Here is a 15951-nt window from a genome sequence, read left to right as displayed (position 1 = left end):
TGGATAATTCCTAAATCACACACACCAAAGACGGAGGGTTAGAAACAAATCGGTGGACATCAAAGCCAAAACCTCGTCATTTTTACTTATATTTGCGAGGAATGAAGGCTAGACCTTTGTTTATTTAGTGAGATAACAACCTCTAAAACTCAAATTAGTAATGGACATTACAGCATTGAACCCTCAGATTGTGTGGAAGTATTTCCACGAGATTACACAAGTTCCTCGCCCCTCAAAGAAGGAGGGAAAAATCCTAGCTTACCTGCTAGACTTTGCCAAGAAACACAACCTAGAATATAAGCAAGACGAAGCAGGCAACCTCGTAATCCGCAAGCCTGCTACACCCGGCTACGAAAATAGAGAAACCGTAGTCCTACAGAGCCACGTAGATATGGTATGCGAGAAGAACGCAGGCACACAGCACAACTTCGACACCGACCCCATTCGTACGATCATCGACGGTGAGTGGATGCACGCAGACGGCACCACGCTAGGAGCGGACAACGGCATCGGCTGTGCTGCCGAACTTGCTATCCTAGCCTCAAACGACATCGAGCACGGACCAATTGAGTGTCTTTTCACCGTGGACGAAGAAACTGGCATGACTGGTGCTATGAACCTCAAGCCCGGCTTCTTCGACGGCAAGATCCTACTCAACCTAGACAGTGAGGACGAAGGAGAGCTCTTCATCGGCTGCGCTGGTGGTATGGGTGTAATCGCCATGTTTGAGCCTAAGTACACAGCCGCCACGACGGACTACTCCTTCTTCCACGTGAAGGTATTTGGCCTCAAGGGAGGTCACTCTGGTGGCGATATCCACGTGGGGCTAGGCAATGCCAATAAGGTGCTTACTCGCTACCTATATGCCCTAGAGAGCAACCTAGACTGGGCTCTAGCAGAGATCGGCGGGGGTAATCTGCACAATGCTATCCCACGTGAGGCACATGCTACCTTCGGCATCAAGGCTGCCGACAAGGCCAAAGCTGAGCAACTACTGGCCGAGCTCCGTGCCAACGTCAAGGACGAACTAAAGCGTGTAGATCCAAATGTAGACCTAATCCTAGAGCAGGTACAGGCTCCACAGTTCATCATGGACTGCGAAACTAAGGGTCGCCTCGTACGTGCACTATACGCTTGCCCACACGGCGTGCTAGGCATGAGCCACGAACTAGAGAACCTCGTCGAAACGTCCAACAACCTAGCCTCCATCAAAACTGTAGACGGCGGCAAGATCCGAGTAGAAACAAGCCAGCGCAGCTCTACCGAATCACTACGCAATAGCACAGCAGAGATGGTACGCTCAGTATTTGAGCTAGCTGGTGCCAAGGCCGATATCCGTGATCCATATCCCGGTTGGAAGCCCAACGCAGACTCCGCTATCCTCAAAGTGGCCGCCGAGACCTATCGCAAGCTCTTCGGCAAAGAACCAGCAGTTAAGGCTATCCACGCTGGCCTAGAGTGTGGTCTTATCCTCGATGTATTCCCCGGCTTGGATATGGTTTCGTTTGGCCCAACGCTACGTGACGTACACTCTCCTGCCGAGCGCATCGAGATCAAGACTGTAGATCTATGGTGGCGTCATCTGCTAGAGGTCCTCAAGGCTATTCCCGTAGCCAAGTAAAGACTATCGTCCCCAAGGCTGCACCTAAACTCTAGCACAGATTGATAGGGACGAATACATACTTCCTCCACTTTGGTTTGCTCTATGGCGCCAAGTGGAGGAAGTTAATTATTGAACCGAGGGTTAGGGACAGACAGGGAGCAGGGAATAGGAACTTCCTACGATCAATATATAGTGGGGGTAAGGCCACCTCTGAAGAGATTCGCAAGCTCTAGCCATATACGCTCCCTCGAGAGAGGCCTGAATGATACACTCCCTAGGGTCAAACAAAGGGCAATCACAGTCCGACAATAAGTTTTTTTTACCAAGAATAGACTTATTATTATTTTGATTTTTAAGCATGTACCCTACTATCTTATAGAGAGGGTCAAAAAAATCTACCGAAAGATTTTGCAGGAACGAAAAACTTGCTCTATCTTTGCAGAGCAAACGAGAGGACATGCTTCCTCAAGAGAGCAAACGGTGTGGTAGTTCAGTTGGTTAGAATACCTGCCTGTCACGCAGGGGGTCGCGGGTTCGAGTCCCGTCCATACCGCAAGTAGAGAGGGTTCCGTCAGACAAGTCTTGACGAAACCCTCTCTACTTATACCTAGTCCCCTCCCAGCAAATACGGCAAATAAGATGAAAATACACAGAGAAAATTTATATATTTGTTTATGTTTTGTCCTACGAGCCTGATCAAGGCACCCAAGCAGGCAAAAGAACATTTGATATTAAACTACACAAACCCTAGTTGCGTATGAACCATCACTACTTCTGGAACAAAATTGGCCTAGTCATACTGGCCCTAATCTGCACAGTCGGCCTCGGCAAGGCGTATGCCCAGCAGGCTCAACTCGTCACTACTCATCCCACTGGAAAGCAAATCAACCTACGCATCTCTGCCCTCGGCCCTGTAGAAATAGAAGGATTGGCGGAGCCTGTCGCTCTGAACCAGCGCAAGAACTACACCATTACCTCCCAGACTATCACGATCAAAGGCGACCTAACTGTACTCTACTGCGATCAAGCTGGTTTAACAAGCCTAGAGCTAAGCCACCTAAGCAAGCTAGAAGAACTGCAGTGCACAAGCAATAGCCTAACGAAACTTGACGTAGGGGAATGCACAAAACTCAAAAAATTATGGTGCTACAACAACGAGCTAAGCCGTCTAGATACGAAAGCAAACACAAATCTCGAATCTCTAGCCTGCCACAAGAACCCACTATCGGAGCTTGACCTCAGCGGCAATACTAAGCTCACAGAGCTCTCCTGCTACGAGTGCGAACTGACAGAAATCGACCTATCGGCACAAACCAATCTAGCAGGCCTACTCGTGGGCGACAACAAGCTCACTAACCTCAACCTAAGCCCTCTAACCAACCTCACAGAGCTTGGCTGCGGCAACAACCCTCTCGGTAGCCTTGATATATCGGGCAATACAAAGCTAGTCATGCTACAATGCAACGGCTGCGACTTGAGCACCCTCGACGTGTCGATGCTTACAGAGCTCATCACACTAGACTGCTCCAACAACAAGCTAACCTCTATAGATTTAAGGCAAAACGCCCAACTTACGGACCTAGATGCAGGGAGCAATCAATTATCGTCTATCATAGTGATCTTCAACCCTGCACTAGAAAGACTATTCGTAGACAACAACGAACTCTCCTCTCTCGACCTAAGCCAAAGCAAGCTACTACAGTCGCTCAATATCAGTGGTAACAAATTCATAGAGCTCGACACCTCCGAGCTGGCAGACCTCTCGGAGCTATTCATTGCCGACAACAAGTTCACCAAGCTAGATGTATCGCATCTGCCTGAGCTGAGCATACTCTCTTGTGCCATGAATCAGATCACAGAGGTCAATATGTCCCAACTAAAGAAGTTACAAACGGCATTCTTATTCGAGAATAAGCTCTCAGAGTCTACCATAAATAAGCTCATTACTCAGCTCGTGAACTACACGCCACAAGGGCCAGAGAACTGGGGATTACTGTACATCATCAACACTCTATCCAACACCGAGGCCAATATTTGTTCCGATCAAGCGGTCAAAGCCGCCCAAGACAAGCAGTGGGGCATCTACGACTATTATGGAGGCAAAGAAGATGAGGAGGGCTATGTAGGTCGCGAATATGCTGGCACACCAGCACCAATGCAAAGTATCAACGGCAAGGCTAGCTTCGCCATTCGCCCCAATCCTGCCAAAGATTATATAGAGGTAAGGGGGGCTATCGCAGGAGAGCTCGTACAGATACTCTCTGTGGAGGGACGACGAGTAGCTCAGCATCGAGCAGACGACAATGGATTTGCTCGTATCCCAGTAGCCCATCTCCCTCATGGGCACTACATAGTGCGCTCGGTTGGGCATAGCAGCAAACTAATGATTCATTAGAAGCCCTAAACCTAGGGCTAGACAAGCATGTGCAGTCCGCACGCAAGCTCCCCCAAGACCTCGCTCAACTTGTAGATACAATCTGCTTTTGAGCGAGGTCTTTGCTCTTATGTTTCAAAAAAATAAGCTAACTTTGCGCCCAGCTCTTGTAGCACCTAGAGCTTCGGCAGACTAGCAGTCCTATTTGTGTGATTTAGAGCAAAGAATACTCGTCACAGACCATAGTCACTGCCCTCTCTAGGAGAGAGGATAACACTTAGAATTATAATTAAACTAAAAGATAAATAGTACACGATGCAAAACAAAGGATTTGTGACTTTCGTCACGGTGAGTTTGGCTCTGATCTGTGCGTTCTATCTCTCTTTCTCATTCGTAACCAACCATTACGACAAGAAAGCTGAGGCTATGGGCGAGCTAGCAGGTAGAGCTTATCTAGACTCTATGGCTAACGAAACGGTGATGCCGGGGTACACTCTCAAGCAGGCACGTGCCCAACAAATAGGGCTTGGTCTAGACCTTAAGGGTGGTATGAACGTAGTGCTTAGACTCAATGCCGGGGATCTACTTCGCTCTCTAGCGGGGAACCCTGAGGATGCAACATTCCAGAAGGCTATTGAGCAGGCTGGCAAAAACAACTCTCAGGGCGACTACATCGACGAGTTCGTCAAGCAGTACAAGGCTCTAGAGCCAAACGCTAACTTGGCCGTTGTATTCGGCTCGGGCGATCTCCGTGACCAAATCAATCCTAAGACTAGCGAATCTGAGATCATCAGTCTGCTCAGAGAGAAGTACAATAGCGCTATTGACGCTTCATTCAACGTACTACGCACACGTATCGACCGATTTGGGGTGGTAGCTCCCAACCTTCAGCGCCTTGAGGGACAAGGACGTATTCTAGTAGAGCTCCCCGGAGTGAAGGATCCTGAGCGTGTACGTGAACTATTACAACGCAGCGCAAACCTGCAGTTCTGGCGTACTTACACCTATCAGGAGGTGGCTGACGACCTAATAGCAGCCAATGCACGCTTGAGCGAGCTAAGCACACCAGCAGCTACTCCAGTTGACACTACGGGTCTAGACAGTGCGGCCATCGCTCAGGCCCAAGCTAAGGCTGCCGAACAGGCAATGGCACAGAGTAATGCCCTCTTCTCTCTTCTCGTCCCCGGAGGTCGTGGTGGCGCCGTAGTAGGGTATGCACGCAAAGCCGATATGGACAAGATCGACTCAATGCTCCGTGTGGCTAAAGAGCACCGTGCTATCCGCGAAGACCTTACTCTAATGTGGGGTGCTAAGCCTATCGAAAACCCAGAAACACGCAAAGCTACAGAGCTATACGAGCTATATGCAATCCGCACAAACCGCAGCATGACTCCAGACCTTGGCGGCGATGCTGTGACTTCAGCCTCTAGCGATATCCGCAATCAATTCGGTCATAGCGAGCCTATGGTTTCGATGTCTATGGACACAGAGGGTGCACAGAAGTGGGCACGCCTAACAAAGGACAACGTCGGTCGTGCTATCGCTGTGGTACTAGACGGAGTTGTTTACTCTGCTCCCAATGTTAATCAAGAGATCACGGGTGGTAATTCGCAAATCTCTGGTAGCTTCACAATGGAGGAAGCTGGCGACCTTGCCAACGTGCTCAACTCTGGCCGCATGGAAACGTCAGTAGTAATCGAACAGGAAAATGTAGTAGGCCCAACGCTTGGTCAGGCTTCTATCAAGGCTGGTATCATTTCATTCGCTATCGCACTTGTGCTGCTGATGATCTATATGTGCCTCGCCTACGGATTCATTCCCGGCATGGTTGCCAACTCCGCTCTTATCATTAATAGCTTCTTCACGCTAGGGATCCTCGCCTCATTCCACGCAGTACTCACGCTCTCTGGTATCGCAGGTCTTGTACTGACGCTCGGTATGGCTGTCGATGCCAACGTATTGATCAACGAGCGCATCAAGGAAGAGCTCCGTAAGGGTAAGGATATGACACGTGCCATCGCAGATGGTTATGGTAATGCCTTCAGTGCGATTTTCGACTCCAACCTCACGACCATCATCACTGGTATTGTACTATTCTTCTTCGGCACCGGTCCTATCCGCGGTTTTGCTACCACCCTCATCATCGGTCTGATCGCTTCGTTCATCACGGCAGTGTTCCTCACTCGTATGATCTTCGAAGCACTCGACAAGAAGGGGAAACTCAAGAGTGTGACTTATGACACGCCTCTCACTCGCAACGTGCTTGTTAATCCAAACTACGACATCCTCGGCTCCCGCAAGAAAGGATACATTCTTCCAGTAGCTCTGCTTGCAGCAGGTCTACTAGGCCTCTTCACAATAGGTCTGAACAACGGCATTGAGTTCTCTGGTGGACGTAACTACATTGTTAAGTTCGACCAAAAGGTAGACAACGATGCTATCCGCACTGCGCTAGCACCATCGCTCGACAACAAGCTCGTGCTTACATCTATCGGTACAGAGGGCGACCAAGTACGTATCTCTACCAACTACAAGATTGAGGACGATAGCGAAGCCGTAGAGGACGAGATCACCAACAAGCTATACGAAGGAGTGAAACCTTACTTCGCGTCTGCACCTGATCGTGACACCTTCATTCACGAGAGCATTGTAAGCTCACAGAAGGTAAGCCCAAGTATGAGTGATGATATCAAACGAGGCGCCCTAATTGCCGTAGGCTTGGCTCTACTCTTCATGGCGCTCTACATCTTGATCCGCTTCCGTGATGTGGCCTTCTCAATCGGTGCTTTTGCATCTGTGACAGTGACGACACTGCTGATCATCTCTATCTACGCACTTACTTGGAAGTTCATGCCATTCACAATGGAGGTAGATCAGAATTTCATCGCAGCCCTACTTGCGATCATTGGTTATGCGATCAACGACGTAGTGATTGTCTTCGACCGTATTCGTGAGGAGATCGGCTTGCATCCTAAGGCCGATAGAGCTAGCATCATCAATCAGGCTCTCAATGCAACGCTCTCTCGTACGCTCAATACTTCGTTCACTACCTTCTTGGTAATGGCTATTGTATTCGCCTTCGGTGGTGCTTCTATGCGTAGCTTCACGTTTGCAATCCTACTTGGTGTCATCTTCGGTACATACTGTACGCTCTTCATTGCGACACCTATTGCCTACGAAGTGGCCAAGCGTCGCCAAGAGAAGAAGTAATCTAGCACTCCCCCAGAATGCATATAGGGCATGTAGCTAACGGCTACATGCCCTATATGCATTCTAGTATCCAGAGATACTGAAGGAAGAGGCATAAAGAAAGGGGCTATGTAGACAAGCAAAAGCTAACCATACATAACCCCTATATAGGAGAGTATCAGAAAAGTTAATACTAAAACGATACAGTCACCACAGTCGGTCGTGCGCTTCAACACCTCTTCGTTATAGAATTACTTTGATACTCTAGATTAATCCTATATCACAAATATAGGCATTTAAAATGATATAACCTAGCGTTTTGAGAAATTATTTCACTCCTCGAATAAAATACTTCCTCACCACAGGGATTTCCAACAACTCTGCAGACAAATTGCTGAAATCCCTAAATAGTCTAGCCACAAGGTCGTAGCAGAATTCCTCCGCCAGCTCGGAAGATTGGCGCAGAGCTCGCTTAGCTCCCCAGATATGCGTGAGCAAGTCTTGCTGATGTAGCTGATCAAGCTCTACGAGCGTCTTGACGGAGATCCCGGTATTTTCGGCGCAGATGCCAAGCAGGCGCTGTTCGGCGAAGACCATTTGGCTAATGTCGTCGTTGGCTCGCTCGAGGTTGCCTACCATAAACTCGATCGCTTTGGAGGTATAGATGTCCTTAAATTTGGGCTCTGAGATGTAGAGTAGAGCGGTATTGAAAGGCTCGGCCGACCACTTCCAATGGTCTGAGAAGCGATAACCCTTGGCTATCTTGAGCTTCTCTACACTTGGATAAACCTCGGATAGATACTCCTTATGTACGCAAACCACTTGATCCAAGCTAGGATTAATCGAACCATTTAGACTCCTCCAGACGATCATATCGGTATCGAGCATCATGCAGGGCGTCTGCATATCCCGTAGAGCATAGAGCTTAGCCCCTGCCCAGAAGATAGAGAAATCTACCTGATCCCGCATGCCATCTAGGACATCGGTATTGACTCCATCGTCCCAGATGAAAGACATGTTCTGTTCATTATAGATCCTCCTACCATAGCTATCGGTATAGAGCCGAATCGGCCCGTTGTGCTTGCGCCACTGCAAGGCAGACATGATCGTAGAGAGAAGCTCGAAGTCATGGATATATGGCTCTTGCCCTCTAGCCATTGCTGGGGCTGTATGCGTAACGTGAAAAGCGGGCAATCCTCCTTGATTAGGGCCAAACCATGTAGCGCTCTGATCAACATCCGTCCGCTTGATGAGCTCTAGCCCATATCCGCCCTCTAGAGTCGTCGATCCACTACCCATAGAGCTAATCCCTCCTGAAGAAGTATCGCTCTGTGGTGCGCTCGTGTATGCCGATTTTGGAGGGGTTTCTACCTCTCGCCTCTTGCTGTTTAGCTTAATTGCGGACAAAATCTGGCACAGTTTAGTACGATCAGACTCAACAACCACACGACAGCGAGCACGTGCTTCACGGCTCTCAACGAAGATGTAAGCCTCTCCCTTTTGATACGTCCGCACAACCCCTAGATCACTGACAGTAACCACCGAGGGGTCGCTCGAGCTCCACGACAATGCCTCTGGAGCAACGGGCTCCACGGGATATAGAAGGTAACGACTCCCCTCAAAGAGCTCGACCCGATCTGTGTTGAGCTGGAGATCTGCTTGAGAGCTTGGTCGCACGGGCTGCTCTAGAGCAATGGTGTCATCTAGAAGAGTAAATAATCTAGACAACCCGATGGGCATATGATTCTGGGAGGCTTGGAGCCTAACCTTGAGGTGGTGATTGGTGGTGATGGTCTGCTGCTCTTCGCTATTGCTCTGTGCACCACTCGATGCAAATGAGCATGTCATATGCTTATCATCGAAGCTATCCACCAAAGCATTAAACTCTATATCGAGCCTATCGACCGAGAAGTGAGGGAGAGGGACAAGGGTCATCAAGGGAATTGACAGCTCCAGCATTTGAGTGCCATTCTGATACCTAAAAGCAATCATCACGGCCTCCTGCTTCCCCGCCTCATTGGTGCGTAGGGTAACAGAGTTGAGATATTGCTTGGTCACTCGAGCGGCCTCTGCCTGTGCCTGCACACAAGCCCTCACAGGATCTCCAAGCATCTGGCTAAAGGGGAGTGTGGCCAATGCGGACTGGGGTGTTTGTTGATCTTTCATAGCTACTACCTCCTAATAATCTCGATCCCCTCGGGGATAACGTACTTATATTTCTTGCGTTTCTCCTCAAAAGTCCTAGACACTACAATCCGTCCAATGCGGCTGTTCTCGATATCTAGGTGCGTGAGCCCCTCGCAGTACGATATATCTACCACATCGTGTACGCAGTCTTTGATAACTAGCCTAGCCAGACTTGTAGCAGAGGTCAGTGACACCTTGGGGATAAACCCAGCCCCCCACTTGGAGAGTACCAAGGTATGAACTTGCTCAAGCCAACCAAAGTCTACATTGGCTCGATGCTGACCCTGCCCCAGCTTCATCCCCGTACCACATAGCTCAAGATAGTGCAAGTCCGCTAGACGACTCATGGCAAAAGACTGCACCTCGGACAAGTTGAGCCCGGTACATCTGAAGGCATGCAAGCTATAAAAAGCTCCAAAATCATCTATACTGAAGAATGGGAACTTGTCATGCGGTATATCTAGTGCTTTGATCTTAGGAATTATAGCACGCTCTAGGATATTCTTCTCGTCCAACGGAACCTTAACCTCGACCTCGGCATTACTCCCAAACGAATAGCTTGGGGTAATCTTCTCGGGCAAAGATCTCACGCAGCCCTGAGAGATAGCTCTAGCGATCTCTGGATCTCTGAGCTGCATATAGATGCTGTCTGGTGCTACCGATTGTTCCATGAAGCCGAGCACCTTACTTAGCCCTGAAGGTACGTGATCCTGCGTAGCACGCACGGCTACATCAATCGTATTCTCGAGCTTGGTGGTCATCGTGTCGCTAGAGGTCGTCGCATAGGTAGCAGAGATCTTGCTCTCGCTATTGGAGGCATTAGCGTTGATGCCTGTTACCTTGGCCTTGAACGATATCTCAAGCGTATCAATAGAGAAGTAAGGCACGGGAACCAATGTAAGCAACGGAATGCGCAAGTGTGCCTTGGAACCATTGCTGATGAATGAGAAGGATACCATAACGGCCTCCTTGCCACTCTCTAGCCCTACATCTCTGATATAGTGCCAAGTGCTCATCGAGGCCTGCTCTTGGGCTACGATACACGCCTTGAGGGGTCCACCGATCAGATGATGAAAGGGGATACCTTTCATCTGTTCGTTTACACTACTCATGCCTTTTATTATTATTCGTAGTACGGCCGACTACGATATTTATGACGAATAGACTACCGACGGAAGGTGCTCGCGTCCTGTACACGCTGCTTGGCACGCTCTACATCACCAAGGATCTCTAGAGCACGCTTAGACTCCTGTTTATTAATCTCTAGTCTGAGGCGACAGTGCTTGCACTCTATATATGAAGCCGAGATAAGCTCGGTAATGGTGGTCTCGATGAAGCGGTTGCACTTGGGGCAGTTGAGCCCGGGTCTTCTTTGTTCGTTCATACTATTTTTTAGGATCTAAATAGGTTAATACTCTTCCGATAGTCTTGTACTATTCCCCATTACTCTGAATATATCGGCGAACCCTGTGGGGAGGGGGGATTGCTTTAGTTTCACTCTAAATGAGAAGTTGCTCTGCTCAGCCAGCTGATCATTGCTAGTTATCGTCACCTTAGTGCTAGAGTCATCTTGCTTTGTAGGTTCATCAACCTTCTCATGGAGCAAAAATCGCCAAGCGATATGCTTGTGTGCATAGTCGTAGCGCAGGCCATCTAGGGGAAACTCAATACGCATCTCTCTGGTCGATTTGCTATTGCGGCGATAGGTTCTGCCTTGATACCAAAAAGTGCCATCGCCATGGAGGCTAACGAGTAGGCGGTTGCTCCACTCAAACTCTTTAAGTTTGGTCTCCGTGAGCTTCTCTTCCCACAGTGTGATGTAGGGCCGACCTAGAGAGAGTAGGACACATCGCTTGTGTTTAAGCTCCTTGGTCGGGTCGCTCTTGTAATAGGAGCTTTTGCCATGCTCATCTATAATCTCGAAGGTAAGCTTATTCGTATTCACCAAAGACTGATAGACTCGGATCTGACGAGCATAAACTCGCTGATCTTGTTGTTTGTCGTAGTACTCGGTCAAGGCACGGGACTTGTCTATCTCGCCAATTAGGCTGGGCACCTCGTTCTGAGTGTTCGTTTTCTGAGTTTGGGTGTTTAGATCCAAGCGGCACGAGCAGGAAAACTCAGCCTCCTCGACACGCAATAGTGACAGTGGCACTAGCGTGATGACGGGGATCTGTAGGCGTAGCCTACGCCCCTGTTCATCGCTATAAGCGAAAGAAATGGGAGGCATATCACGAAGCTCGCCCAATATGCGCAAATACTCTTGTAGTCCCATCTGCTCAGCTTTGAGCGTAGCTACATGAGCCTCTTTGATCAGATCGGCTAGCCCTATATCCATCTTGGGTAATATGTTACTCATTGTTGTACTGATGTGTCTGTGCAGCCCTAGAGGGCAACCACAAGATTAGACGTTGGGGCCAGACAGCTGTGGTGGCACTACTTTTAGAGTGATAGACTGTATGGCCTCGGCTGGGTAATCCTTGAGTCGCTCGGCGTCGATCTCGATGCGCAACGAACGCTCGGTACGACAAGAGAAGAGCTGAGCGCCCTGCTCCTCGTGTATGATTTTGTGGATCTCCTCGCTGACCTCATCATCAAGTACCTGACGAGTTTTGGCCAATAGCTCAGCTCCCCCCGAGAGGGCGAAGAGCCCCTCAATATCACTATGCAAGAAGAGATCCTGCTCACCCACGGCTAGTACTTGATCGGCAATAGGCTCAACCTCTATCTCGTGCTGCTGATTATAGAGCTTGTCTACATTGGCTCTGAGCCGAGTAAGCATCTGATGGGCGATATAGTCGATAAGACGACGATTGTCCCCTAAATCGTCTATGTAGGAGAACCCATTGCGTGCGTAGGGCACTCCCGAGGTTTGGGTCTGCTGAACCAGCTTGCGGATCACAAGCTTGGCAAGCTGCTCGGAGATATTGCCGAGGAGCCGGTCGCTAACGTCTGCATTGAGGACCTTAACCTCCGTGATGTCCTCTCCGTCTTGGATAGCATAGCGCAGGTTTAAGGTCAGCTCGCCAACCGTAGCCGCTGGGGAGATCAATGTCCCCCCAGTGGTCTGCTGGCTAGATTGGGCTAGCTGACGAGCGTAGCTAGCGGCTTCGTGCTGCGCCTGTATCACATCTCGCAGCACCGATGATATTACTTGCTTGAGGTTTGTCATAAGATATATACGTGATGACCCGAGTGGTGAGCTACTCGGCGACTGTGATGCTTTGCTCCTTCTTGCCCGCCTCTATTTTGTAGACCCCAGCCTTGGAGAAGGTTAGGGTCACCCCCGTGTCGGTCCTCTCGAGCTGTACGCCCTCGTTGGGGCTGCATTTGATCTCTCCGGGAGCCAAGATGCCGTCCTCGTTGAGGTAACGAACGAATAGTTTACGCCCACCAGAGCTAGGCTCGGAAGTAACTTGTAGCTCGCCTGCAGGATCGAAGGTAACAATGGCATTGTTGAGCGTTTCGATAATTTTGGCTAGACCACCGGGCATATCCGCAGGGCCTGCGTGGATATCAAAGTCTACCGTCGTTTCGATGCAGTACTTAGACTCTTGGGTTACCTTGGAGTCCTTCTTGTTGGAGTATTCGGCCTTGCTTTCGGCCTCCTTGGCATCTTTGGACTTTTTGTAGTCCTTGTAGAAGTCGATAGCCTTACCCCCATACTTGATTACTTCACGCCACCAAGCGGAGTCATCGTCCTTGTCTGCCTTCTTGCCCTCGTCAGACTTGCTAGATGTATCCTTATCTTTCTCTGCTTGCTCAGATTTACCGTCGAGCTTGTCGCCCTTCTTGCCATCATCTCCAGAGCCAGTCGGTTTGTCTGATCCTCCGCCTCCTTCATCGGATTTGTCGCCCGACTTCTCCTGCGTAGCAGACTCTCCCGTTTTTTTATTCTCGTCCTTGTCGGAGGCTTCCGCTTTTTTCTCGTCTTTCTTGTCTTCCTTTTTGTCCTTGTTCAGCTCAAGAGCAATACCGGGTCCGGTTCCCCATGAGGACGAGGCCTTGATCGTTGCCTTAAAGCTGATATTGACGGCATTGATTTGCAGGAAATTGATTGGCACAAGTGTGATGAGTGGCACCATAATCTTCTGCCGCCTCCCATCTTTGACAAACTCAAATCCTACCGAAGAGGCAACCTGATTATTCTCTTTGCCCGAGAAGACTCCCATCTCTCTCAGAGCAGCGATCGTCGTCTGGTGGCTCTCGTTTTGCGCAGCCACACACGCCCTTAGCGGTTCGCTAATTAAGTGTGTGAAAGGGATGTCTGTTACTCCACCTAATGTAGCCTTACGCAGGGCTGCATAGTCGATCGAGCTATTAGAGTTCTGCGATTGATTTGTTTCTTCAGCCATAGTCGTATCTCCTATTCTTTAGTTAGGGTTATGGAGTTACTACAATCAAGGCTTGGCATTCGCCACCTTTGATATAGTATTCCCCCTCTTCGTCGAAAGTCGCAATTACATTCTCTCCATTGCTCGATACCCTCAGAGGTTTCTTGGCTAATGCTCCGAAGGCACCTTTCTCTCCATCTTGTCCTTGCCATTTGTCCTCTCCATCTGTGGCCTTGCGCCACATTACATCAGCAGGAGACCAAACTCCAGTGTTGTTGCGATAGGAGATGATGACCGATTGGTTGACTGGTACCATGTGATCGCTTACTGTCAGTTCACCTTTGGCATTGACAGTATCCACTGCGCTATTGAGGATTTCCAATACCTTGGCCATACCAGCAGGCATACTATCTTGACCTGCATGGACATGCACATCCATAGTATACTCGACGCTGTACTTCGACTCTTGCGTTGCCTTAGAATCTTTTTTGCTCGAGAAATTGGCATGCATCTCTACCGAGGCCCTAGAAAATATCCCTTTGTAGCCAGCCTTGATTTTAGCTCCTGCATCAACTGCCGTAGACTTCTTCACTTCGCTTGAGCTGGATGCTGATGCGGAGATCTGAGCCTTGAAGTTGATCTCAATCTCATTGATTGCGATATAAGGTATCGGGACAATGGTCAACAATGGGACGATAAGCATCATCTTACGACCTCCCTGTACATACTCGAAGATGACAGTTATAGCCTTGGTATTCCCCTCTTTGTCCGTCTGCAAACCTACCTGCTTGATAAACTCCCACGTCGTTTGGGCAGCTTGAGCCTGAGCATTGATGCAGGCAGTAAGTGGTCCTCCGATGATCGAACCAAAGGGGATAGCCTGCAAGGCAGAGGTCGCAACCTGAGAGGGGGTTGTGTCTATATTAGCCATAGCGTTTGTGTCTAAAAGTTAAACCATCACGAATATCTCTATATTCGACTCTTAATATCCCCAGTTAGAATGTTCAGTACTTCATCTAAGGATATTCCTCTCTATGATTTTGGGGTGTCTTTCGTATGACCCTCCGTCGTAGTCGTAAGAGAAGCGTCTTCGATGGCCTGCACAGAGATCGTTTCAGTCAGAGTACCATCAGCATTGGAGAGCAGATATTCTCCTTTTGATAATTGAGCAGACGCTCTATTCTTATTGCGATTAATGAGCAAGTCTTTTCCTTCTGGCTTGCCATCTTTCGTCATCGTCTTGAGCCAGAAGTCTTCCTTGCTTGTGGAGAGTAGTCCCTCTGGAGTCTTGTAGACAGCCTCAAAGGTTATGGTGTAGCTGTTATTATTCGCCTGTCCTAAGGGTACTCTAAGAATCAGAGGATTACCATTGACAAGGAATTCTCCCTCTGGGTTGCAGACGTCCATAGCGTTACCGATAAGCTCTAAGACCTTAGCCATACCTGCTGGCATGCTGTCCTGTGAGGCGTGTACTGCCACATCCATCGTGTACTCCACGCTATACTTAGACTCACGTGTACCGACCGAGTCCTTCTTGCTCGAGATAGAGGCCTGCATCGAGTTGCGAGAGTAATCGCTCGAGTAGCTAGACTCGTTGTGACCACTTCTGTTTTTATTCCACCAACGACCAGAGCGTCCAAAGCTACGACTACTCTGGGTGTCCGAGCTACTATTGTAGTTAGAGCTAGTTCTATCATCTGCCTCTGTGATGGCGTCTTGATCCATGGCACTGGCTTGTGCCTTGATATTGGCTTTGAAGCTGATGTCGATCGTATTAATTGCAATGTAGGGAATGGGGACAATGCTCAGCATAGGGACATTGAGGCGCACCAAACGACCCGCCTGAATGAACTGAAAGCACACATAGACTGCTTTCTTCTCCAATACAGGATCCATAATAGGTTGATCTTTGGAGTCTTTAATTACATTGCCATATTTATCCAAGCGAGGTGCTTTGACAATTTCTCCCTTGGGGTCTCTTACTGGCACATCCTCTAGCCCAACCTCACGAATGAAGTCTACTGTGGTTTGAGCGGCCAAGCGCTGAGCCTTGACACACGCCTGTAGAGGGCCTCCGATGATGTTCTCGAATGGGATTGCTCTGAGAGCACTTGTAGCTACCGAAGATGGTGCTGTACTAATAACTTTTTCCATAGTAACTCTAATTGTTTATGATTAAACCTTGAAAAAGATGCAACATCCAATCTCTCTAAAATTACACTCCTATAGCGGTGCTCCAGCGTACCTACTAAGGGATTAACTTG

General features: G+C 49.0%; 11 protein-coding genes and 1 tRNA gene. 4 read left to right on the top strand and 8 right to left on the bottom strand.

Features of this window, described 5'->3' with window-relative positions; all coding sequences use genetic code 11:
• Nucleotides 1-160 precede the first annotated feature (160 nt).
• The 4 genes from HQ48_RS01830 to secDF all read left to right on the top strand — a co-directional run bounded on the left by HQ48_RS01830 (nt 161) and on the right by secDF (nt 7187).
• Nucleotides 161-1621, top strand: coding sequence for an aminoacyl-histidine dipeptidase (locus HQ48_RS01830; RefSeq protein ID WP_044231419.1), 1461 nt, complete (start codon nt 161-163; stop codon nt 1619-1621).
• A 461-nt stretch (nt 1622-2082) separates the two neighbouring features.
• A tRNA-Asp gene (locus HQ48_RS01825) sits at nt 2083-2156 on the top strand.
• Between the two features lie 204 nt (nt 2157-2360).
• Nucleotides 2361-3998 carry a leucine-rich repeat domain-containing protein gene (locus tag HQ48_RS01820; RefSeq protein WP_044231417.1) on the top strand — a complete coding sequence of 546 codons (1638 nt, stop codon included), beginning with the start codon at nt 2361-2363 and terminating at the stop codon, nt 3996-3998.
• Nucleotides 3999-4292: 294 nt separating this feature from the next.
• Nucleotides 4293-7187 (top strand): protein translocase subunit SecDF, encoded by a 2895-nt coding sequence (secDF, locus tag HQ48_RS01815; RefSeq protein WP_044231415.1) that lies wholly within the window; start codon nt 4293-4295, stop codon nt 7185-7187.
• 306 nt (nt 7188-7493) lie between these two features.
• Here the strand turns inward: secDF and HQ48_RS01810 are convergent, their stop codons facing one another.
• The 8 genes from HQ48_RS01810 to HQ48_RS01775 all read right to left on the bottom strand — a co-directional run bounded on the left by HQ48_RS01810 (nt 7494) and on the right by HQ48_RS01775 (nt 15841).
• Nucleotides 7494-9332, bottom strand: coding sequence for a DUF6734 family protein (locus tag HQ48_RS01810; RefSeq protein WP_081969685.1), 1839 nt, complete (start codon nt 9330-9332; stop codon nt 7494-7496).
• A 5-nt stretch (nt 9333-9337) separates the two neighbouring features.
• Nucleotides 9338-10465: a DUF2589 domain-containing protein gene (locus HQ48_RS01805; RefSeq protein ID WP_081969684.1), complete on the bottom strand. Its 1128-nt coding sequence runs from the start codon at nt 10463-10465 to the stop codon at nt 9338-9340.
• Between the two features lie 53 nt (nt 10466-10518).
• Nucleotides 10519-10737 carry a hypothetical protein gene (locus HQ48_RS01800; RefSeq protein ID WP_044231411.1) on the bottom strand — a complete coding sequence of 73 codons (219 nt, stop codon included), beginning with the start codon at nt 10735-10737 and terminating at the stop codon, nt 10519-10521.
• Between the two features lie 24 nt (nt 10738-10761).
• Nucleotides 10762-11712 (bottom strand): hypothetical protein, encoded by a 951-nt coding sequence (locus HQ48_RS01795; protein ID WP_152568286.1) that lies wholly within the window; start codon nt 11710-11712, stop codon nt 10762-10764.
• Between the two features lie 45 nt (nt 11713-11757).
• Nucleotides 11758-12525, bottom strand: a complete 768-nt coding sequence (locus HQ48_RS01790; RefSeq protein ID WP_044231409.1) for a hypothetical protein — start codon at nt 12523-12525, stop codon at nt 11758-11760.
• Nucleotides 12526-12556: 31 nt separating this feature from the next.
• Nucleotides 12557-13708 carry a DUF2589 domain-containing protein gene (locus tag HQ48_RS01785; protein WP_044231408.1) on the bottom strand — a complete coding sequence of 384 codons (1152 nt, stop codon included), beginning with the start codon at nt 13706-13708 and terminating at the stop codon, nt 12557-12559.
• A gap of 28 nt (nt 13709-13736) precedes the next feature.
• Nucleotides 13737-14618, bottom strand: coding sequence for a DUF2589 domain-containing protein (locus HQ48_RS01780; RefSeq protein ID WP_044231406.1), 882 nt, complete (start codon nt 14616-14618; stop codon nt 13737-13739).
• 101 nt (nt 14619-14719) lie between these two features.
• The gene (locus HQ48_RS01775) at nt 14720-15841 is read right to left on the bottom strand and encodes a DUF2589 domain-containing protein (RefSeq protein ID WP_052408925.1); all 1122 of its coding nucleotides are present in this window, start codon (nt 15839-15841) and stop codon (nt 14720-14722) included.
• Between the last annotated feature and the right edge of the window lie 110 nt (nt 15842-15951).

This window comes from Porphyromonas sp. COT-290 OH3588, assembly GCF_000769075.1.
Classification (GTDB): Bacteria; Bacteroidota; Bacteroidia; order Bacteroidales; family Porphyromonadaceae; genus Porphyromonas.
Note: the sequence above shows the minus strand (reverse complement) of the source record. Positions and strands in the feature narration are given on the sequence as shown.